This is a genomic window from Pseudomonas sp. GW822-FHT02G04 (genome assembly GCF_058802085.1).
The window spans coordinates 242,794-263,942 of the sequence record NZ_JBXANU010000004.1; the positions used below are offsets into that span (position 1 = coordinate 242,794).

Annotated in this window: 16 protein-coding genes and 1 pseudogene; 13 read left to right on the forward strand and 4 right to left on the reverse strand. The window is 60.9% G+C overall.

Features of this window, described 5'->3' with window-relative positions; translation table 11 throughout:
* Entirely contained in the window at positions 1-885 is an 885-nt protein-coding gene (locus AC1RO5_RS07920; RefSeq protein ID WP_413695937.1) for an ABC transporter permease, read from the reverse strand.
* A gap of 382 nt (positions 886-1,267) precedes the next feature.
* Between AC1RO5_RS07920 and AC1RO5_RS07925 the strand changes: the two genes are divergently transcribed.
* Entirely contained in the window at positions 1,268-2,356 is a 1,089-nt protein-coding gene (locus tag AC1RO5_RS07925) for an LLM class flavin-dependent oxidoreductase (RefSeq protein ID WP_493174220.1), read from the forward strand.
* A 73-nt stretch (positions 2,357-2,429) separates the two neighbouring features.
* Here AC1RO5_RS07925 and AC1RO5_RS07930 read toward each other — a convergent pair whose 3' ends face one another.
* Both AC1RO5_RS07930 and AC1RO5_RS07935 read right to left on the reverse strand, forming a co-directional pair.
* Entirely contained in the window at positions 2,430-3,224 is a 795-nt protein-coding gene (locus tag AC1RO5_RS07930) for a class II aldolase/adducin family protein (RefSeq protein ID WP_019578559.1), read from the reverse strand.
* Positions 3,225-3,357: 133 nt separating this feature from the next.
* The gene (locus AC1RO5_RS07935) at positions 3,358-4,263 is read right to left on the reverse strand and encodes a LysR family transcriptional regulator (protein WP_019649110.1); all 906 of its coding nucleotides are present in this window, start codon (positions 4,261-4,263) and stop codon (positions 3,358-3,360) included.
* Positions 4,264-4,483: 220 nt separating this feature from the next.
* On the opposite strand from AC1RO5_RS07935, the gene AC1RO5_RS07940 reads away from it, so the two are divergent.
* From AC1RO5_RS07940 to AC1RO5_RS07995, 12 genes are all read left to right on the forward strand, one after another.
* On the forward strand, positions 4,484-5,092 hold the full coding sequence (locus AC1RO5_RS07940) for a cysteine dioxygenase family protein (RefSeq protein WP_493174223.1): 609 nt from the start codon (positions 4,484-4,486) through the stop codon (positions 5,090-5,092).
* Positions 5,089-6,672 carry a rhodanese homology domain-containing protein gene (locus tag AC1RO5_RS07945; protein WP_493174225.1) on the forward strand — a complete coding sequence of 528 codons (1,584 nt, stop codon included), beginning with the start codon at positions 5,089-5,091 and terminating at the stop codon, positions 6,670-6,672. The genes AC1RO5_RS07940 and AC1RO5_RS07945 overlap by 4 nt, the downstream gene beginning before the upstream one ends.
* Positions 6,673-6,791: 119 nt before the next feature.
* On the forward strand, positions 6,792-7,751 hold the full coding sequence (locus AC1RO5_RS07950) for an ABC transporter substrate-binding protein (protein WP_493174227.1): 960 nt from the start codon (positions 6,792-6,794) through the stop codon (positions 7,749-7,751).
* Between the two features lie 28 nt (positions 7,752-7,779).
* Complete coding sequence (locus tag AC1RO5_RS07955; RefSeq protein WP_493174228.1) at positions 7,780-9,150, forward strand: LLM class flavin-dependent oxidoreductase; 1,371 nt, start codon at positions 7,780-7,782, stop codon at positions 9,148-9,150.
* Between the two features lie 13 nt (positions 9,151-9,163).
* Positions 9,164-10,174: an ABC transporter substrate-binding protein gene (locus AC1RO5_RS07960; protein WP_493174229.1), complete on the forward strand. Its 1,011-nt coding sequence runs from the start codon at positions 9,164-9,166 to the stop codon at positions 10,172-10,174.
* Positions 10,175-10,385: 211 nt separating this feature from the next.
* Positions 10,386-11,573 carry an acyl-CoA dehydrogenase family protein gene (locus AC1RO5_RS07965; RefSeq protein WP_493174231.1) on the forward strand — a complete coding sequence of 396 codons (1,188 nt, stop codon included), beginning with the start codon at positions 10,386-10,388 and terminating at the stop codon, positions 11,571-11,573.
* Positions 11,570-12,529 carry a D-isomer specific 2-hydroxyacid dehydrogenase family protein gene (locus tag AC1RO5_RS07970; protein WP_493174233.1) on the forward strand — a complete coding sequence of 320 codons (960 nt, stop codon included), beginning with the start codon at positions 11,570-11,572 and terminating at the stop codon, positions 12,527-12,529. Before AC1RO5_RS07965 ends, AC1RO5_RS07970 begins: the two co-directional genes overlap by 4 nt.
* A gap of 419 nt (positions 12,530-12,948) precedes the next feature.
* Complete coding sequence (locus tag AC1RO5_RS07975) at positions 12,949-15,081, forward strand: TonB-dependent receptor (RefSeq protein ID WP_493174235.1); 2,133 nt, start codon at positions 12,949-12,951, stop codon at positions 15,079-15,081.
* Positions 15,082-15,133: 52 nt separating this feature from the next.
* The gene (locus AC1RO5_RS07980) at positions 15,134-16,708 is read left to right on the forward strand and encodes a flavin monoamine oxidase family protein (RefSeq protein WP_493174237.1); all 1,575 of its coding nucleotides are present in this window, start codon (positions 15,134-15,136) and stop codon (positions 16,706-16,708) included.
* Between the two features lie 24 nt (positions 16,709-16,732).
* Entirely contained in the window at positions 16,733-17,230 is a 498-nt protein-coding gene (locus AC1RO5_RS07985) for a RidA family protein (protein ID WP_493174239.1), read from the forward strand.
* Between the two features lie 36 nt (positions 17,231-17,266).
* Positions 17,267-19,756, forward strand: coding sequence for a TonB-dependent receptor plug domain-containing protein (locus AC1RO5_RS07990; RefSeq protein WP_493174241.1), 2,490 nt, complete (start codon positions 17,267-17,269; stop codon positions 19,754-19,756).
* A 109-nt stretch (positions 19,757-19,865) separates the two neighbouring features.
* Positions 19,866-20,843: an aliphatic sulfonate ABC transporter substrate-binding protein gene (locus AC1RO5_RS07995; RefSeq protein WP_493174243.1), complete on the forward strand. Its 978-nt coding sequence runs from the start codon at positions 19,866-19,868 to the stop codon at positions 20,841-20,843.
* 154 nt (positions 20,844-20,997) lie between these two features.
* On the opposite strand, the pseudogene AC1RO5_RS08000 reads toward AC1RO5_RS07995, so the two are convergent.
* Positions 20,998-21,126 (reverse strand): annotated as a pseudogene (locus AC1RO5_RS08000) (helix-turn-helix domain-containing protein); the annotation flags it as partial.
* Between the last annotated feature and the right edge of the window lie 23 nt (positions 21,127-21,149).

Consider the following 21,149-nt stretch of genomic DNA (forward strand, 5'->3'; position numbering starts at 1 on the left):
TCAGTTCCTCACAAATGATGGGCGCCAGGCCAGGGCAAAACGCTCCAGCGTGCGAATCAGTCCGTCGATCAACAGGCCGAGGACGCTGTAAATAAGCAGGCAGATGACGATCACATCGGTGCGCATGAAGTCCCGCGCATCACTGGCCAGATAGCCGATGCCGGCGGTGGTGTTGATTTGCTCGACAAACACCAGGGCCAGCCAGGAAATCCCCAGGGAGTAACGCAGGCCGACGAAGAATGAGGGCAAGGATCCCGGCAGAATCACGTGCCAGATCAACTCGCGACGATTGAGGCCCAGAGTGTTGGCGGCCTCGATCAGTTTGGGGTCAATGTTGCGGATGCCGGCGAACAGGTTCAGGTATACCGGGAACGTGGTACCGGTCACGATCAGGGCTATTTTGGTGAACTCGCCGATGCCGAACCAGAGAATGAACAACGGCACCAGGGCCAGCGAAGGAATGGTGCGCAGCATCTGCATCGGCGAATCGAGGATCACTTCGCCGCGCTTCGACAGGCCGGTAATCAGCGCTGCGACGACACCGATGCTCACGCCGATGCTCAACCCCACGAGCGCCCGTTGCAGGGATACCAGCAGATGCTTGCCCAGCTCCCCGGAAGTGATCATGGCCCAGAGCGTGCCGCCAATCTGCGACGGCGCGGCGATCACGCGTTGCGGAATCAGTCCCCACTGCGACGCCAGTTCCCACAACAGCAGCAGCGCAATCGGACTGATCAATCGCAGCAATGCCTCAGGTGTTCGCCAGTTGCGCAACCCGTCGGGGAGCAACCTTGAAGCCCCCCGGCTATCACCCGTGAGGCGAGCGGCCTTATTGACGGAAAACGAGCTACTGGCGCTCGGCGTATCGAAAGTCTTTTCAGTCATCAGGCTTCCTTCCTCATAAAGAACATGGCTGGAGGCGCCATGCGTCTGCTTCGGATTCATGCTATTCGCATAAAAAACCGCAGTGAAATTCTTTTTGGGAATAACCTAATATGATTAAAAATCAGATCGACGATCAGTCAGATAAATTATTTGCATAGTAAACCGGCTCAGCCCGGGTCCTTTGCAGGGTGCGCCACTGACTCAGAATAAAATGCGTATCTCTGATACATCAAACAACAAGTGATTAATTAATCTAATAATAAACTTAGAACAAAACGGCATTTCACAGCCCTGCCCTGCTACGCCTACTTTCCATACCACAGACCGACCCCTTGCCCGGTGGAGGCTTTAATCGCGCCCGTTCAACGACAAGGAACTCATTATGAGTATTGAATTCATCGGTTATATCGGCGGCCATCATTCTTCAGAAATCCACCCTCGCAGTGGCCCCACCCTGCAACCGGAGTACGTAGAGAAAGTCGCCCGCGCCCATGACGAGGCCGGTTTCGACCGCGCCCTGGTGGCTTTCCACTCCAACAGCCCGGACAGCACGCTGATTGCCTCGCATGCCGCCAGCGTGACCAGGAATCTGAAATTCCTGATCGCCCATCGACCGGGTTTCGCCGCGCCGACCCTCGCCGCGCGACAGTTCAATACCCTCGACGTGTTCAATGGCGGACGCACCGCGGTGCACATCATCACTGGCGGCGACGACCGCGAACTGCGGGCCGACGGCAGTTACATCGGCAAGGACGAACGCTATGCGCGCACCGATGAATACCTAGATGTGTTGCGCCAGGAGTGGACCAGCGAAAAGCCTTTCGATTATCAGGGCACGTACTATCAGGTCGAGGGCGCGCATTCGGCGGTGAAGTCGCCGCAACAGCCGCATATTCCGCTGTACTTCGGCGGCTCATCGGCGGCGGCCATCGCGGTGGCGGGCAAGCATGCGGATGTTTATGCGCTGTGGGGTGAAACCTACGAACAGGTGCGCGAAGTGGTGAACCAGGTGCGCGCCGAAGCGGCCAAACACGGGCGCAGCATTCGCTTCAGCCTGTCGCTGCGACCAATTCTGGCGGACACCGAAGCACAAGCCTGGGAGCGTGCCGAACGCATCCTGCAACAGGCAACTGCCCTCGCCGAGCAGAACGGTTTTGTACGCCGCGAACCACCGAACGAAGGCTCCAAGCGCCTGCTGGCGGCAGCGGCCCAGGGCTCGCGGCTGGACAAGCGTTTGTGGACTGGCATCGCCGGCCTGCTCGGCGCGCAAGGTAACTCGACGTCGCTGGTCGGCACTGCGGAACAGGTCGCCGAAGCCCTGCTCGACTATTACGACCTGGGCATCACCACCTTCCTGATTCGCGGCTTCGACCCGCTCGACGATGCCATCGAATACGGCAAGCGGCTGATCCCGCTGACCCGCCAATTGGTGGCCGAACGTGAGCGGCAAGCGGCGGAAAAAGTGGCGTGACCACCAGCCATTCTGCGAATCAAAAAAGGGGCTCACCTTGCGGTAGGCCCCTCTCTTTTGAAGTGGATTCGTATCACTCTTTATAAGCCGTATCGCTGCGCTCCAACTGCCGAATCAGCGCATTCCAGTGCCGGGCAACACCCGGCCCGTCACCACTTTTAAATACCTCGGCCTGTTTCTCGACCTTGGCCACCACTTCGGCCGGCGGGAAGATCAGTTCGGCATTGCCGCCCGCCTGTGCCGCGATCTGAATAGTGCAGGCCCGCTCCAACACATGCAGTTGCTGGAACGCATGCTCGACACTGATGCCCGCCGTCAACAACCCATGATTGCGCAGGATCAACACGCTCTTGTCACCCAGATCCGCCACCAGCCGCTCGCGCTCGTCCAGGTCCAGCGCAATGCCTTCGTAACCGTGATAAGCCACCCGCCCGGAAAAACCAATGGAATGCTGAGAGATCGGCAACAGGCCGTCGCGCTGGGCGGACACGGCGATGCCGTCGCGGGTGTGGGTGTGCAGGACGGCTTGCAGATCGGGACGCGCACCGTGAATGGCACTGTGGATCACGTAACCGGCGTAGTTGATGCCGAGCCCGGTCGGGTCGTCGACGAGGGTGCCATCAATGTCGACCTTGACCAGGTTAGAGGCGGTGATTTCATCGAACAACAAACCGAAGGCGTTGATCAGGAAATGCTCGTCGGGGCCCGGCACCCGTGCGGAAAAGTGCGTGTAGATATGATCGGTCCACTTGAACAAGGCCGCCAGCCGATAGGCCGCGGCCAGTTTCACACGCACTTCCCACTCTTCGGGGCTGACGCGCTGGCGAACATTTTTCGAGACACTGGATAACGGACTGACGCTGCTCATGGCAAAACTTCCTGGATGGCCGTAAGGATCTCCAGCAAGCCTAGGGGAAGGCAAAAAATAATAAAAAGCACATTTTAATCTAAGCTAATTATTATTTTTTTTTATTATAAATCCCCCTTCTCATACCCCCCTCTCACGCCGCGCTCTTGATCTTCTGCAGCGACCCGGCAACCAGTTTGCCAAAGGCGTCGACCGGCCCTTGCAGGTTGCCGAGAAAATGCGGGTAGATCAGCCACAGGTCCATCACCGGTTTGAAATCCTTGAGCGGCATCACCGCCAATTGCTCGCGGTGGGCGCTGCGCTCCAGCAACGGACGCGGCACCAGCCCAAGGCCCAGGCCATCGGCGACCAGGCCCAACTGCAACTCGGTACCGAAGGTTTCCAGGTTCACCCGCAGGGCCAGGCCCTGGTCCGACAGGGTTCGTTGCAGCCCGGCGCGGAAGCCGCAACCATCGGGATTGAGAATCCAGCCGCTCTGGTAAACGTCGGCGAGTTTGCACGGACGCTTAGGCAATTGCGCCTGGGCGCACACCACCACCAGCTCCATCTTGCCGATCGACTCACCGACAATGTTGTCGGGGAAAATTTTCCCGGCCGGGAACAGCGCAGCCGCCGCGTCCAGTTCACCGCGTTCGATTTTGCCGACCAATTGACTGCCCCACCCCGTGGCCACCTGGGCGCGCAACTCGGGGTATTCGATTCGCAGATGCTTGAGTGCATCGAGCAGCACCACATCGCCGATGGTTTGCGGAACGCCCAGGCGCAACAGCCCGGTGGGCGGCGCGTCGGTGGCGACCAGTTCGCGCAAGGCGTCCATTTCCCGCAGGATCAAACGGCACTGCTCGTACACCCGCGTGCCGATCAACGTGGGCTTGAGCGGCTTGGTGTTGCGGTCGAACAACTCAACGCCCAACGCCTGCTCAAAGTTCTGCACACGCCGTGTGATGGCGGGTTGAGTCAATTGCAACGACTCGGCGGCATGGCTGATGGACTGGCAACGGATCACTTCGACAAAGGCGTCGATATCATCAATTTTCATTTGGCCCGCACATAGAGAACAGTCAATAAAATGTCTGAAAAGCATAGTTCCATTAGTGATATCTGGATAGCCCGGCACGCCTATCGATAACGTCTAACGCTATGCATAAGGGTTCTAAATTCCTTTCAGCTATAACCTAATCATTAAAAAATAGCATATTAAGCAAAATCATTATGCTTAAATCATGACATCACTTTTCAACACGGACGATGGAATCGCCATGACCCAGGCCCGACACCCGGAGAGACTCAGAGCATTCATAGGTGCCCTGGCGGAACTGATCGACAGTAACCCCCGCGAAGGCGATTTACTGCACCGTGGCGGCAAGCTGCTCGCCCAACTGGTCAGCCATGACGACTGGTTGCCCGAAGACTTTGCCCGACCAGACCCGGAGCGCTATCAGCAGTACCTGCTGCATGCCGACTCACGGCAGCGTTTCAGTGTCGTCAGTTTTGTCTGGGGACCGGGGCAAAGCACGCCGATCCATGACCATCGGGTGTGGGGGCTGATCGGCATGTTGCGCGGCGCGGAGTATTCGCAAGGGTTCGAACGCCATACCGACGGCACATTGGTGGCCGAGGGTAACCGGGTTCAACTGCTACCCGGTCAGGTCGAAGCCGTATCGCCCCGGATCGGCGACATTCATCAAGTCAGCAACGCCTACAACGATCAGGTCTCCATCAGCATCCATGTCTATGGCGCCAACATCGGCGCCGTACGCCGCGCGGTGTACCAGCCCGATGGCGGCGAGAAACTGTTCATTTCCGGTTATTCCAACACCGTCCTCCCCAATATCTGGGATGTGTCCAAAGAGAGCCAAGCCCTATGAGCACTGCACTCACCCGTTCCTACTCCGAGATCCGCCAGGCACTGCTGAACCGTGAAGAACTGGCGTTAGTGGATGTGCGCGAAGAAGCCCCTTTCGCCGAAGCGCACCCACTGTTTGCGGCCAACATTGCGCTGTCCAGGCTCGAACTTGAGGTGTACTCGCGGATTCCCCGGCGCGATACACCGGTGACGGTCTACGACAATGGCGAAGGCCTGGCGAGCATCGCCGTGCAGCGCTTGCAGGACCTGGGCTATGTCAATGTCAGCCTGCTCAAGGGTGGCCTGGAGGGTTGGCGCATCGACGGCGGCGAGTTGTTCATCGACGTCAATGTGCCGAGCAAAGCCTTTGGCGAACTGGTGGAAAGCCAGCGCCATACACCGTCTTTAGCCGCGGAAGAAGTTCAAGCGTTGCTCGACAGCGAGGCCGATGTGGTGGTGCTCGACGCCCGGCGTTTCGATGAATACCAGACCATGAGCATTCCCACCGGCATCAGCGTACCGGGAGCGGAGTTGGTGCTGCGTGCCCGGGAGCTGGCGCCGGATCCGGCGACCCGCATTATCGTCAACTGCGCCGGACGCACCCGCAGCATCATCGGCACGCAGTCGTTGATCAACGCCGGCATCGCCAACCCGGTTTCAGCCCTGCGCAACGGCACCATCGGCTGGACCCTCGCCGGTCAAACGCTGGAACAAGGCCAGTCACGCCGATTCGCGCCGACCCGCGAAGAGCATCGGCACATCGCCGCCCGCGATGCCCGTCGCGTCGCCGACAAAGCGCTGGTGGGCCGTGCCACCCTGGCCGACCTGCAACGCTGGCAACAGGAACCGAGTCGCAGCACTTACCTGTTCGACGTGCGCACCCCGGAAGAATTCGAGGCCGGTCACCTGCCCGCTTCCCGCTCCACGCCCGGCGGCCAACTGGTGCAGGAAACCGATCACTTCGCCAGTGTGCGCGGCGCACGCCTGGTGCTGGTCGACGACGATGGTGTGCGCGCCAACATGTCGGCCTCCTGGCTCGCGCAACTGGGTTGGGAGGTGCACGTGCTGGATGACTTGCAGCCTGCGCACTTCAGTGAAAAAGGTGCATGGAAGGCGCCGGTTCCCACGCCGCCGCAGGCCGAAGAAATCAGCACTGAAACCCTGTCTCAATGGCTGGCCGAGGGTGACAGCGTGGTGCTGGATTTCACCAGCAGCGCAAATTACGTCAAGCGCCATATCCCCGGCGCATGGTGGGTATTGCGCGGGCAACTGCGTGAAGCCCTGGCCAAGGTGCCGCCGGCGCAGCGGTATGTGCTGACCTGCGGCAGCAGCCAGTTGGCGCGGCTGGCGGTCGCCGAGGTCGAGGCGTTGACCGGCAAAGCGGTGTTTCTGCTGCGCGACGGCACCGTCAGCTGGATCGCCGCGCAACTGCCGCTGGAGCACGGCGAAACCCATCTGGCTTCGCCACGCATCGACCGCTATCGCCGCCCTTACGAGGGCACCGACAACCCGCGTGAAGCGATGCAAGCTTATCTGGATTGGGAATTCGGGCTGGTAGAGCAGTTGGCCCGCGACGGCACCCATGGCTTTTTCGTGATCTGAACACCCCGGCTCGTGGGCCTTTTGCGGGCACATGAGCCATCTGAGATTAAATTCGGACCGACCCCTTTCTCCAGGCGGAGGTGCCCTGAAACATCAAAAGCAGCCTGGAGCACGTCGTTATGCAGCCTTTCAAACATCTACTGCTGGCCGTCGCCCTCAGCCTCGGCACCACGGCGCTGGCCGCCGACCTGCAACCGCTGCGGGTGGCCAATCAGAAGTCCACGCTCAAGGTGCTGCTGGAGGTGTCCGGCGAGCTGAAGAATGTGCCCTACGAAATCCAGTTCTCCGAGTTTCCCGCCGCCGCACCGTTGGGCGAGGCGCTGAATGCCGGCGCGGTGGACATCGGCGGCCTGGGCGATGCGCCCTACGTGTTTGCCCTCGGGGCCGGTGCGCCGCTCAAAGTCGTCAGCATCGTGCATGCCGAGGGTCGCTACACCACGGCGATTCTCGCGCCCAAGGACTCAGCACTGAACGACGCCCGCGACCTCAAGGGCAAGCGGATCGTCACCACCCGCGGTTCCATCGGTCACTTCCTGGCGATCAAGGCCTTGCGCAATGTCGGCCTGAGCACCCAGGACGTGCAGTTCATTTACCTGTTGCCCAGCGAGTCGCGCATTCTGCTGGATAACGGCAGCGCCGACGCCTGGTCGACCTGGGACCCTTACACCACCATTGCCACCACGCAGAGCCAGGCCAAGGTGCTGGTCAGCGGTGACACCCTGCTGACCAATCACTTGTACCTGGCCGCCACCCGCCAGGCCATCACCGACAAGCGCCAGCAACTCGACGATTTCGTTGCCCGCATCGATCGCGCCTACCGCTGGACCAACGCCCATCCCGAAGAGTTTGCCGCTGCCCAGGCGCAAGTCACCGGCTTGCCACTGGCCGTGCATCTGGCGGTGGCCAAAGCCACACACATAGCGCCGGTAGCGATTGACGACCAGGTCATCAGCGGCCTGCAAACCACCGCGGACATCTATCAGCAGGAAGGCATTCTCACCCAACACATCGATGTCTCCCAAGGCTTCGACAAAAGCTTCAACGCCCCGCGTGCGCAACTTAACCAGGCATCGCGCTAACGATGCGACGGATTCAGGAGTAGAAACCATGAGCAAACAACGTCAACTGAAACTCGGTGCGATGGTCCATGGCGTCGGTCATGGCTGGGGCGAATGGCGCCACCCGCAGGCCCTGGCCAACGCCAGTGTGAATTTCGGCTTCTATAAACAGCAAACGCAATTGGCTGAAGCGGCGAAGTTCGACTTCGTGTTCATCGCCGACAGCCTGCACATCCACGAGAAGTCCAGCCCGCACTACCTCAACCGCTTCGAACCACTGACCATCCTCTCGGCCCTGGCGGCGACCACCCGGCACATCGGCCTGGTGGCGACCGTCACCGTCAGCTACACAGAACCGTTCCAGGTCGCCCGACAGTTTGCATCCTTGGACCATATCAGCGGCGGTCGCGCCGGGTGGAACGTGGTGACGTCGTGGCTCAGCGGCACCGCCGACAACTTCGGCAAGGCCGAGCACCCGCCCCACGCCGTGCGCTACCGGATCGCCAAGGAGCATGTGGCGGTGGTCAAGGGCCTGTGGGATTCCTGGGAGGACGACGCCTTCGCCTACAACAAACAGAGCGGCGAGTTTTTCACCCCCGGCAAGTTGCATGCCCTGGAGCACAAGGGTGAATTCTTCTCTGTGAAAGGCCCGCTAAACATCGCCCGTTCGCAGCAAGGTCAGCCGGTGATTTTCCAGGCCGGCACCTCTGAGGACGGCCGTAACTTCGCCGCCGAAAATTCCGATGCGATTTTCGTCAGCCCCGAGGGCTTCGACGAAGCGCGCGCCTACTACCAGGACCTGAAACAACGCGCCAACAACTTCGGCCGCGACGCACAAAAGCTGTCGATCCTGCCCGGCATCCGTCCGATCGTTGGCCGCGATGACGCAGAAGTTGAAAGCCGCTATCAACAGGCGGTGGAGCTGGTGAGCATCGAAGATGCCATCGTCGCGCTCGGCCGGCCGTTCAATGACCATGACTTCAGCCAATACCCGCTGGACGCACCGTTCCCCGAACTGGGCGACCTGGGCTCCAACAGCCAGAGAGGCGGCTCGGACCGGATCAAGCAACTGGCCAAAGACGAAGGCCTGACCTTGCGCGAAGTGGCCCTGCGCTTCTCCCGGCCACGGCGCGATTTTGTCGGCACACCCGAAAAGGTCGCCGATGCCATTCAGAAGTGGTTCGAGGAAGACGCCGCCGACGGCTTCATCATCAATTCGGTGCTGCCGGACGGCCTGCAGTATTTCACTGAACTCGTGGTGCCGGTGCTGCAAAAGCGCGGGCTGTTTCGCAGTGAGTACAGCGGCAACACCCTGCGCGACAACCTTGGCCTGCAAGTGCCCGTCAACCGTTACGCGCAGGCTGAAGAAAAACGCGCGGCAGTGAGCGGATCCTTCAACCCGCTGCTGGCGGCCATCTGACGAGGGCCTGACCATGACCAAACCGATCACACACGGACAGTTCAATCGGCGCGGCTTCCTGACGGCCAGCTCCATCGCCCTCGGCGCATTGGGGTTGTCGTCGCTGGGACTCGCCTCACGCGCGTTCGCCCAAAGCACCAACCTTTCGGACCTGACCCTGGGGGTCGCCACCTACCGGGGCCAGGACTCGTACTTCGTCGAAGACGCCGGCACCGCCACGACGCCTTATAAAGTCGAATATTCGGAGTTCGCGGGCGGCAACCTGATCGTCGAAGCGCTGGCCTCGGGCAGCCTGGACCTCGGCAATATGAGTGAGATCCCACCGATCTTCTCGATCCAGAGCCATCGCCAGCCGCGATTGATCGCAGTGCTGCAAGGCGACGTGAACAATCAGGTGTTCCTGATTCCCAAGGACTCGACAGTCGAGTCGGTCGGCCAGTTGCGCGGCAAGCGGGTCGGCTATGTGCGCTCCACCACCTCGCACTATTTTCTGATCAAGGCACTGAAGGAACAGGGCCTGACCCTGAACGACATCACGGCGGTGGCGCTCACCCCACAGGACGGTTTCACCGCGTTCCAGAGTGGCCAGCTCGATGCCTGGGTGATCTACGGCGTGTTCATTCAGTTGGCGAAATTTCGCAGTGGCGCCCGGGTGTTGAAAACCGCCCTGGGTTACCTGTCCGGCAACTACTTGATCGCCGCCCGGCCCGCCGCGCTGGAAGACCCGCTGCGCAAGCAGGCGATCCAGGATTACCTGCAACGACAGGCGCGCACGCTGGAGTGGATCAACAACAACCCCGAACCCTGGGCGACCAAATCGGCGCAACTGCTGGGCGTCGACAAAGCGGTGTTTCTCGACATGCACAACAGCCGCAGCCAACCCTACAAAATCATCGAAGTGAACGACCAGGCCATCGCCTCGCAACAGGAAGTCGCCGACCTGTTCTTCGATGCGGGCGTGCTGAGCGAACGGCTCGATGTGAGTCCGTTGTGGGACAGAAACTTCAAGCTGCTGCCGGTATGAACCCTGTGTTCACACAACTCTCCCTGTGGCGAGGGAGCTTGCTCCCGCTCGGCTGCGAAGCAGTCGTAAAACCGGTGACCAGGGTGTGCCTGAAACACTGCGGTGGATGGTTTTGGGGCCGCTTCGCGACCCAGCGGGAGCAAGCTCCCTCGCCACAGTTGATTGTGGTGGAACCACTTTCGGCTCTCACCTTTTGATTGAGTGAATTCCTATGAGTCTTTCTTCTCAACACGCTCCGCCACTGCGATCGGTCGAAGCGGCCAACTTCGAAGCATTGCTGGAAAGCATCGGCCAACAACTCGGCGCCACTGCCCACGTTTATGACGAGAGCGGCGCCTTCCCCCATGACAATTTCAAGCTGCTGCATGAGCACGGGCTGGTCGCCCTGACCGTACCCAAAGCCCTCGGCGGTGGCGGCGCGAACCTGGCCCAGGCACGCAACGCAATCAGCGCAATTGCCAAAGGTGAGCCGTCAACGGCGTTGATCCTGGTGATGCAGTACATCCAGCACGCGCACTTGCAGGACAGTAAAAACTGGCCCGAAGCGCTGCGTCTGCAAGTGGCGAAAGACGCGGTCCAACAGGGCGCATTGATCAACGCCTTGCGGGTCGAACCCGATCTCGGCACCCCGGCGCGCGGTGGCCTGCCGGCGACCATCGCCCGACGCACCGCCGCCGGTTGGCGGATCAGCGGCCGGAAAATCTACTCCACCGGCAGCCATGGCCTGACCTGGTTCAATGTCTGGGCGCGCAGCAACGATGAAGACCCGCTGGTTGGCGCCTGGCTGGTGCACAAGGACACCCCCGGCATCAGCATCATCGAGGACTGGGACCACTTGGGCATGCGCGCCACCTGCAGCCATGAAGTGGTGTTCGACAATGTGCTGGTGCCGCTGGATCACGCGGTTAGCGTCAGCCCTTGGAGCGCCCCGCAACCCGAGCTCGATGCTGATGGATTCCTGTGGATGTCGGTGTTGCTGGCATCGGTATATGACGGGGTCGCCCAAGCGGCTCGCGACTGGCTGGTGGGCTGGCTGGAAACACGCAAGCCGTCCAACCTCGGCGCGGCGCTCTCGACCCTGCCACGCTTTCAGGAAACCGTCGGGCACATCGACACCCTGCTGTTCGCCAACCGCAGCCTGCTCGACGCCGCCGCGAACGGTCACACACCGGCCAGCAATGCGGCGCAGCTGAAATACCTGGTGACCGGCAACGCCATCCGCGCCGTCGAGCTGGCCATCGAAGCCTCCGGCAATCCCGGTCTGTCGCGCCACAATCCGCTGCAACGGCATTACCGCGATGTGCTGTGCAGCCGTGTTCACACCCCTCAAAACGACGCCGTTCTACAAGGCGTCGGTAAAGCGGTCTTCGCCCAGCGCCAAGCAAAGGAACGCCCATGAGCCCGCTCGTTATCGCCAGCCAACTGGATGAAGACTTCAACGAAGTGATCCGCCAGCGCCTTGAGCAAACACACCCGGGGGCCAAGGTCATCAGCGTGCCGATCGGAGTGCCCAGCGACCTGCCGGCGGAGGTCAGCATCTTGCTGGCGCGGCCGATCAATGTGCGCGGCTATCTGGCACCGGACACGCCGCCACCGGGTTGGCCGTATGGCTTGCGGTGGATTCAGGTGGTGTCTTCGGGCATCGACTTCTACCCGCAATGGCTGTTCAACGGCCCGCCGGTGAGCACGTCGCGGGGCAGCGCCGCCGAGAACATCGCCGAATTCGCCCTGGCGGCGATCTTCGCCGCCGCCAAGCGGCTACCGGAGATTTGGGTGCACGACGCGCAATGGAACTTCAGCGCGCTGACCCCGCTCAAGGGCAGCACCCTGGGGATTCTCGGCTTCGGCGCCATCGGCCGCAGCCTGGCGAGCAAGGCCCATGCCTTGGGCATCCAGGTGCTGGCGTTGCGACAGAGTCAGGCGCCGTTCGAGGTCGAAGGCGTGCAGGCGGTGCGTGACATCCATGAACTGTTCGCCCGCTCCGATCATCTGGTGCTGGCCGCGCCGTTGACCGAGGCGACCCGGCATATCGTCGACCGCGCCGTGCTCGCCAGCGCCAAACCCGGCTTGCACCTGATCAACATCGCCCGTGGTGGCCTGCTTGACCACGAAGCCTTGCTAGAAGCGCTGGAAACCGGGCAGATCGGCCTGGCCTCGCTGGACGTCACCGAACCCGAACCGCTGCCGGAGGGGCATCCGTTCTACACCCATCCTCGGGTTCGTCTGTCGCCCCATACCTCGGCAATTTCCACCAACAGTGGCCATGAGATCGCCGATAGCTTCCTGGCCAATCTTGAGCGTTATCTCAACGGTTTGGCGTTGGAAAATCAGGCGAACGTACAACGCGGGTATTGAGTCCAGTCGATCTACCGTCATCGCGGGCAAGCCACGCTCCTACAGTTGGAATGCATTCCCCTGTAGGAGCGAGGCTTGCCCGCGAATGCGTTTTAACTACCCCACACAAACATCAGTTTTACGCATTTACATACAACACTTAATGCCTATTTTTTATAATTAACTTATAACTAATCGGACTTTTACAGCGCCTATTTATACAAATATTGTTACAACCATCACCGACCCCTGACCAGGTGGAGGCCCACGGAACTGTACGTTTTTCCGGCCGACACCACCCCACGGTCAATCGCCACACCCAAACCTGAAACCGGCTCAAGCCACCCCACCGCCAAGGCCTTCGGACCCTGGCCTCGGCAACGCTTTGCCGAAAAAAACATAACGACGCCAACGCAGCACTTACACACCCGGGGCTCACCATGCACAACATTTTCAATACAAACCGTTTGCCGCTGGCCGTGTCGCTGGCGATTTTCGGGCTGTCGGCCCAGGCCGAAGAATCCGTCAGGGAGGGAGCCCTGCCCGTGGTCACCGTGACCGCCGAACACCATACCGAGGACTTGCAAAAGACCCCGTTGGCGATTTCCGCATTCGACGAAAAAGCCCTTGAAGACAAGCAGATCAAAAGCATTCGCGAACTCTCCGGGCAAGTGCCGAACCTGACCCTCAGCCGCCAGTCGATCTCCTACAGCGCCCAGACCTACGGGATTCGCGGCATCGGCGAAACCGACCCGATTCAGGAGGCAGCCGTCGCGGTGTACGCCGATGACCTGTACATCCCGCGGGCCATTTCCTCGATGCTCGACTTCAACGACGTCGAGCGAGTGGAAGTCTTGCGCGGCCCGCAAGGCACGCTCTACGGACGCAACAGCAGCGCCGGCGCGATCCGTGTGATCACCCGCGATCCGACCCAGGAAACCCGCGGCTTCTTCGAACTCGGCGCCGGCAACTACAAAGCGCAAAACGGACGCCTGCTGATCAGCGGCCCGCTGGTGGACAACGCATTGTTCGGCAGCTTTTCGGCGATTCGCCTGACCCGTGACGGCACCGTCTCCAACCCGACCCGCGGCGAGGATGTGAACAACGTCGACATCCAGTCGTACCGCGGCAAGCTGCGCTACAAGCCCGACGATTCGCCGTGGGATGTGCAACTGACCCTGGCCGGCACCTTCGACCGCGGCGACACCACCAGCTACACACCGTTTGATGCCGACGGCCACTTCGACAAATTCAAGAGCTACAGCAGCCTCGACCCGAAGAACCATCTCGACCAGGGCAGCGCGGTGCTGCGGGCGATCTACGCCATCGACGACCATCTGAATTTCAAGTCGGTGAGCGCCTATTCGGCGTTCCATCAACCCGTGGACTATGACAACTCGGGTCAGGCGGCGCTGATCCAGCAAAACCTGATTCTGTACAAGCAGAACTACGCCACTCAGGAGTTCCAGCTCAACGGCGACTACGACGATTTCAGTTTCAGCACCGGCCTGTACCTGTACCGCGAGACCTTCGATGCCGATCGCGACAACCTCACCTTTTCGATCGCGCGCAACCGGGTCATCGGCCAGGGTCAGTACAGCACCACTAACACCGAAAGCTACGCACTGTATGGCCAGGGCAGTTACAAGATCACGCCGCAGCTGTCGCTGATCGCCGGCCTGCGCTTTACCCGCGAGCACAAGAACTTCGATTACACCAACTACGCGATCAACACCAACCGGCAGATCACCGGCATCAATTTCACCGCGGATTCGAGCAAGTCCTGGCAGTCCACCAGCCCCAAACTCGGCTTCGAATACGCCTGGACACCGCACCTCAATCAGTACGCCTACGTGGCCAAAGGGTTCAAGGCCGGGGGCTACGACAACCGTGCGCCAACCCGGGCCGCCGCCGAGCAGGCGTTCTCGCCGGAAGACGTGATCACTTGGGAAACCGGCTTCAAGGGTGACTTCTTCGACCAGCGCCTGCGCGCCAACCTCGCGCTGTTCTACAACGACTACAAGGACTTGCAGACCAACGCCTACGACCCGGCGCTGGGTGTCAGCCTGCGGACCAACGTCGGCCAGGCGCACACCTACGGTGTCGAGCTGGAAACCCTGACGGCACTGACCAACGACCTGCAACTGACCGCCAACCTCGGCTATCTGGAAAGCCAGTACGACGACTTCCAAAACGCCGGTGGCGCTGGTGTCGACGCCAATGGCAAGCAGTTGGTGTTCTCGCCATGCTGGAACGCCAGCGTCGGCCTCAACTATACGATCCCGGCCGGATTGCCCGGCACCTGGCTGGCCGGCACCGATGCCCAGTTCCAGACCAAGTCCTTCGCCAACGCACTGAATGACGACGTGCAGGAAATCCCCCAGCAGACCTTCTGGAACGCCAACACCCGCTACATCTCCGGCGACGGGCACTGGACCACCACGCTGGCGGTGAAAAACCTGCTCGACCGCGCCTACCCGCAATCGGTCGGCTACGTGCCCTCCAGCGGCGCCCGCTTCTACTCCATCAACGACCCGCGAACCCTCTTGTTGTCCGTGCGCTACGACCTTTAACCCCTAACGCGAACACCGGATTCCTTACCGCCTGAACGCAAGGAGCACTACTATGGCTTTTACCCGCAGAGAACTGATTTCCCGTATTGCCGCCGTCGGTGGCTATTCCGCCGCTGTCGGCGCCCTCGGTGCGCTGGGGCTTACGCCTCAGGCCGTGGCGGCGAGCTTCAACCCGTTGCAACTGGGCAGCAGTGGCAAAGGCAAGCATGTGGTGGTGGTCGGCGCCGGTATTTCCGGGCTGGTCAGTGCCTATGAACTGCGCAAGGCTGGCTTTACCGTGACCATACTCGAAGCCCGGGAACGAGTCGGTGGACGCAACTGGACTCTGCGGCGCGGCACCCAGGTCGACTTCGACGACGGCGTCAGCCAGACCGTCGACTTCGATGATGGGCATTTTTTCAACGCCGGTCCCGCGCGCATTCCCAGCCATCACCAAACGATCCTCGGCTACTGCCGCGAGTTGGGCGTGGAGCTACAAGTGCTGGTCAACAGCAGCCGCAACGCCCTGGCCTTGCCGGACCCGAAACAACCGGCCTTCCTGTTGCGCCAGGCGGTCAACGACACTCGCGGGCAGCTGTCGGAACTGCTGGCGAGAACCGTCAGCCGCAAAGCCCTGGACCAGGACTTGAGCGTCGATGACCGTCAGGCACTGTTGAATTTCCTCAAGGTGTATGGCGACCTCGACGCCGACTTCAAATACAAAGGTTCGGTGCGTTCGGGTTACACCCGCATCCCCGGTGCCGGCGATCAAACCGGCGTCACCCGCGCACCGCTGGAACTGCAAACCCTGCTCAACCCCAAGCTCTGGGGCGCGTTGGTGTTCGATGAAATCCCGGAATTTTCCTCGACCATGTTCCAGCCGGTTGGCGGCATGGACCGGATTCCTTATGCGCTCTACGAGAAGCTCAAGGACGCGGTGCAGTTCCATGCCGAAGTCAGCGACATCCAGACTGCAGAGCTTGGTAGCCGCATCACCTGGCGGGATCGCAAGACCGGCAAAACCCAGACACTGAGCGCCGATTACGCGATCGTCACGGTGCCCCTGCCGCTGCTGGCCAGGCTACCGAACAACTTCAGCGCGCCCTTCAAGCAAGCGATTCTCAGCGCGCAAAGCGATCAGGCCAACAAAGTCGCCTGGCAGTCACCGCGCTTCTGGGAAACCGACTTCAACATCTACGGCGGGTTGTCTTACCTGGACCATGAAGTCAAAGGCTTGTGGTATCCCAGCGATCGCCTCAACAGTGCCCAGGGGATTCTGGTCGCGGCCTACAACACCAGCGAATCGGCCCAGGCCTTCAGCAAGAAATCCCTCGCCGAACAGTTCGCCTCCTCCCGGCAAGCCGTCGAACTGCTGCACCCCGGCCACAGCGCCAAGCTGCAAAAACCGGTGGCCATCAACTGGGCCAAGGTGCCCTTCAGCAAGGGCCCATGGATCGTCAATGACGAGGTCGGCGAGAGCGCCTACCAAATCCTCAACCAGCCCCAGGGCCGCACCTACCTGGCCAGCGATGCCCTGGCCCACGGCGGCGTCGGCATCTGGCAGAACAGCGCCGCCGACTCGGCGCGACGCATCGTGTCCCTGATCGGCCGCCATGCCGAACGCCAGCAACCGGGCGTTGCTGCCTGACTTTTCTCAATAAAGGACTGACCGATGAAAACCATCACTCTGCTCACAGGACTCCTCATGACCGCCACCGCCCTCACCAGCCAGGCCGATGACATCAAACGCATCGCCCTGCCCAACTCCAGTTTCCCGATCTCGCTGGCAGTGTCGGTGCCGGCGCAGACCGACCTGTTGTTCGTCAGCGGCCTGCTCGCCGACCTGCACGACCCGCAAGCGCCGAAGGATTCCTTTGCCGCTTACGGAGACACCGCAACCCAGACCACCTCGATCCTCAACAAGCTCAAAGGCGTACTGCAAAGCCAGGGCCTGGACCTGGGCGATGTGGTGCAACTTCGGGTGTTCCTGGTGGGCGATCCGGCCAAGGGCGGCAAGCTCGATTTCGCCGGGTTGCAACAAGGCTATACGCCGTTCTTCGGCAGCGCCGCGCAACCGAACAAACCGGCACGCACCGCCGTTCAGGTAGTGGCCCTGCCGCTGCCCGGTGGTCTGGTCGAAATCGAAGCCGTCGCCGCTCGCAAGAAGTGACACGGCTATCACCCGACATTCAAGGAGTTCACATTGATGCTCAACTGCCCAGTGCGCCGAACGGCGCCTTCCTATCGTCCTCTATTAGTACCGCTGTCCATCGCCTGCGGCCTCGCCTCATTCAACCTCGAGGCCGCCGAAACCAGTTCACCGACCCTCAACACCGTAGTCGTCACCGGCAACCGTGGCACCGAGCAACGCACCGTCACTACCAGCCCGACACCGATCGACGTGGTGACCGGTGAACAATTACGCGCGGTGGGCAAACCGAGCCTGCTGGAGGCGCTGAGTAAATTCATTCCCTCCTTCAACCTTCCCGACCGCGCAGGCTGGGATGCCAGCGGCGTGGTGCGCTCGGCCACCCTGCGCGGCCTGACCGCCTCCCATGTGCTGGTGTTGGTCAACGGCAAGCGCCGGCACACCAGCGCGACGCTGAACATCAACGGCATCAACAGCGGCGCGGCGCCCAGCGATCTCGACCTGATTCCGGTGGCGTCCATCGATCACATCGAAGTGCTGCGCGACGGCGCAGCGGCGCAATATGGCTCGGATGCCATTTCCGGGGTGATCAACATCATCCTCAAGCAGACCACCGGCGGCAGCTCCGACACGATCCTCGGCCAGAACTACGACGGCAAGCGCGGCACCGGGCAGGAGGCGCTCAACTATGGTTTCGAAGTGGGTGAAGCCGGCGTGCTCAACCTTTCGCTCGACACCCGCTACCAGGAACGCGACAACAAGGCCGGCAGCAACGGCTACAGCTCTCATTACTACCCACTTGCGGACGGTTCGCCCGATCCGCGCGAGGCCACGTCCAGCCATCACACCTACAAAGGCTACGGCTTGCCGCGCAGCCAACTGGCGGATGTCGCCTATAACCTCGACCTGCCGCTGAACGATGCCGTCACCCTCTATTCGTTCTCGACCCTGGCAACACGGGAGAACAACGACGGCCAGAACTTCCGTCTGCCCAGCGGCCGCAATACCATCACCACCGGCCCCAACGGCTACCCCGACGGTTACAGCCCCTACTGGCTGATCAACGAAACCGACTTCCAGTCCGCGTTCGGCGCCAAGGGCGAGGATTTCGGCGGCTGGGCCTGGGACCTGAGCAGCACCTACGGACGCAACTACGCCAAGCAGCGCACCTACGACAACCAGAACCCGTCGCTGGGTGAAAATACGCCGAACAAGTTCACTTCCGGCATCTACATCGCCGACCAGTTGACCAGCAACCTGGACCTGAAAAACAGTTACGAAATCGGCCTGGCCAAACCGCTGGATGTAGCCTTCGGGTTCGAGCATCGGCGGGAAAGCTACGAGACCCGCGCCGGCTCCGAAGCCTCGTACATCGATGGCGGCTACGTGTTCCCCGCCGGCCACCCACGCGCCGGGCAACGGCCCGATCCGGGCGCTCAGGTCACCAACGGCATCAGCCCTGAAGACGCGCAGAAAGTCAGCCGCAACAGCGTCGCCAGCTACGTCGACCTGGGTTTCTACCCTGTCGAGCAGTGGTACCTCGGCGTCGCCGCGCGCTACGAGCATTACAACGAAGGCGTCGGCGGCACCCGCAGCGGCAAACTCAGCACCCGCTACGAATTCAACCCGGTGTTCTCGGTGCGCGGCACCATCAGCAACGGCTTTCGCGCACCGTCGCTGGCCAACCAGATCTTCACCGCGCGCTCGACCGGGTTCGACACCATCAATGGCGTCTACCAGTCGTACAACTACGTGATCCTGCCAGTGGATTCGGCCGGTGCCCAGGCACTCGGGGCCGAGGCCTTGAAACCGGAACGTTCGACCAACTTCAGTCTCGGTTTTGCGCTAACCCCCAGCGAAGACCTGAGCCTGACCGTGGACGGTTACGTAATCAACCTGCGTGACCGCCTGGTACTCAGCGAACGCTTCCAGGGACCGGGCGTCGCGGCCCTGCTCGACAGCATCGGCGTACCCGCCACCGCTGGCGCGCAGTACTTCACCAACGGCGCCAATACCCGCACCTCCGGGGTCGACGTGGTCGGTAACTTCCGGCAGAACCTCAACCAATACGGCTCGGTGCGCTGGACCGCGGCACTGAACTACAACCACACGCAAATCCTCAGCGTAAACGACACGCCATCGCAATTGACCGCCCTGGGCAGCAACTTTCAACTGCTCGGGCGCCAGTCGCGAGCCTTGATCACTAAAACCTCCCCCAGCAGCAAAATGATCTTCTCCGCCGACTGGGCGATCCACGACTTCGACGTCAACCTGCGACTGACCCGCTACGGCAAGTACACCGAGGTCAACAGCTCAAGCGACCCGAGCCTGGATCGCGAGTATTCCGCCAAATGGATTACCGACCTCGACGTGGCGTATGCGATCGACAAACAACTGACGGTCGCGGTCGGCGCGCAGAACCTGTTCAACAAATACCCTGACCATATCGGCGTCAGCAACTCATCGTTCGGCGATAACTGGGGCAGCTTTTCACCCTTCGGCTTCACCGGTGGTTACTACTACACCCGCGTGCAATACGCGTTCTGATGCCTGTAAAGCCGCCTAAGCTAATACTCAAAAAGTATTTATGAATTGTTTTTTAGAACCATAGGATTCATGGGTGCCTATCCAACCCTCACTTCATGTCGAGCGTGCCATGTCAAAACTCATCAAGAACCCTGGGTCGATATTCCGTCGTCCTGCCCTGGCCGGCCTGGTCGTCGCGCTGGCCTTTTCTACTCTCGCACTTCCTACCCAAGCGCGGGAAACCCTACGCATCGGTTACCAGAAGTCATCGACCCTGATCACGCTGCTGAAAACCCAAGGCAAGCTGGAAAAAGCACTCGCCGAGGCGAACATCGATGTGAGCTGGCATGAGTTCCCCAGCGGTTTGCCACTGCTGGAGGCGTTGAATGTCGGCAATGTCGATGTCAGCGCCGACGTAGCGGATACCATGCCGATTTTTGCCCAGGCCGCGCAGGCCAGGCTTACTTACTTTGCGCAAGAAGCGCCCTCGCCTTCAGCCCAGGCCATCGTTGTGCGCAAGGATTCGCCGTTGCAGCAGTTAGCGGATTTGAAAGGCAAGAAAGTAGCGGTCACCAAGGCGGCCGGAGCCCACTATCTGCTGATCGCGGCCCTGAACGAGGCCGGCCTGAAGTTTTCAGATATACAACCTGCGTACCTGTCACCCGCCGATGGTCGTGCGGCGTTCGAGAATCAGAAAGTCGACGCCTGGGTCATATGGGAACCCTTCCTCAGCGGCGTACAGCGTCAACTATCGACTCGTACTCTGACCGACGGCAGTGGGCTGGCCAGTTACAAGCGTTATTACCTGACCAGCACGAGCTATGCCAAGGCGCACCCTGAAGTGCTCAAATTGGTTTACGAACAACTCCATGAAGCCGGTACGTGGTTAAAAAACCATCCCCGAGATGCGGCTCAAGTGCTGGGCCCGCTGTGGGGAAACCTTGATGTGGAAACGGTCGAGGCCGCCAACGCCCATCGCAGTTACCAGATCCAGCCGGTGAAAGCCGATCAGTTGGGCGAACAGCAGAAAATCGCCGACGCCTTCTTTGCGGCGGGCTTATTGCCCAAGGCGGTAGATGCCCACAACGTTGAGATATGGAAGCCATAAGATCAACGGGCCTCGGCCGACAAACGCCACTCGCCCACCGCACCGAGATCAAAACCCTCAAGCCGGGCAGTCACCACCCTTCAGTCGCCAGGGGGAACGGCTCAAAATCGTCTGACCCGAGGAAAGTTTGAGTGGGCTCTTGGGAAAACCAAATCCCAACCGGCGTCAGCGTCATGCTTCTGGCTGTTCTGAAAAATAACTGTCGACCGATCATCGCCTCCAGTTTGGCCAGCTGGTGGCTAACCGTCGAGGGTGTCAGGTCGAGCAGTTCCGCCGCGCGTGCCCCAATCAACCCGCGAAAAGTGT

Excerpts from the sequence above, each read along its gene's own strand:
- AC1RO5_RS07955 (WP_493174228.1), top strand. The coding sequence starts at position 7,780 with ATGAGCAAACAACGTCAACTGAAACTCGGTGCGATGGTCCATGGCGTC.
- AC1RO5_RS07985 (WP_493174239.1), top strand. The coding sequence starts at position 16,733 with ATGAAAACCATCACTCTGCTCACAGGACTCCTCATGACCGCCACCGCC.
- AC1RO5_RS07995 (WP_493174243.1), top strand. The coding sequence starts at position 19,866 with ATGTCAAAACTCATCAAGAACCCTGGGTCGATATTCCGTCGTCCTGCC.
- AC1RO5_RS07975 (WP_493174235.1), top strand. The coding sequence starts at position 12,949 with ATGCACAACATTTTCAATACAAACCGTTTGCCGCTGGCCGTGTCGCTG.
- AC1RO5_RS07965 (WP_493174231.1), top strand. The coding sequence starts at position 10,386 with ATGAGTCTTTCTTCTCAACACGCTCCGCCACTGCGATCGGTCGAAGCG.
- AC1RO5_RS07920 (WP_413695937.1), bottom strand. The coding sequence starts at position 885 with ATGACTGAAAAGACTTTCGATACGCCGAGCGCCAGTAGCTCGTTTTCC.
- AC1RO5_RS07925 (WP_493174220.1), top strand. The coding sequence starts at position 1,268 with ATGAGTATTGAATTCATCGGTTATATCGGCGGCCATCATTCTTCAGAA.
- AC1RO5_RS07945 (WP_493174225.1), top strand. The coding sequence starts at position 5,089 with ATGAGCACTGCACTCACCCGTTCCTACTCCGAGATCCGCCAGGCACTG.
- AC1RO5_RS07930 (WP_019578559.1), bottom strand. The coding sequence starts at position 3,224 with ATGAGCAGCGTCAGTCCGTTATCCAGTGTCTCGAAAAATGTTCGCCAG.
- AC1RO5_RS07950 (WP_493174227.1), top strand. The coding sequence starts at position 6,792 with ATGCAGCCTTTCAAACATCTACTGCTGGCCGTCGCCCTCAGCCTCGGC.
- AC1RO5_RS07940 (WP_493174223.1), top strand. The coding sequence starts at position 4,484 with ATGACCCAGGCCCGACACCCGGAGAGACTCAGAGCATTCATAGGTGCC.
- AC1RO5_RS07960 (WP_493174229.1), top strand. The coding sequence starts at position 9,164 with ATGACCAAACCGATCACACACGGACAGTTCAATCGGCGCGGCTTCCTG.
- AC1RO5_RS07980 (WP_493174237.1), top strand. The coding sequence starts at position 15,134 with ATGGCTTTTACCCGCAGAGAACTGATTTCCCGTATTGCCGCCGTCGGT.
- AC1RO5_RS07970 (WP_493174233.1), top strand. The coding sequence starts at position 11,570 with ATGAGCCCGCTCGTTATCGCCAGCCAACTGGATGAAGACTTCAACGAA.
- AC1RO5_RS07990 (WP_493174241.1), top strand. The coding sequence starts at position 17,267 with ATGCTCAACTGCCCAGTGCGCCGAACGGCGCCTTCCTATCGTCCTCTA.
- AC1RO5_RS07935 (WP_019649110.1), bottom strand. The coding sequence starts at position 4,263 with ATGAAAATTGATGATATCGACGCCTTTGTCGAAGTGATCCGTTGCCAG.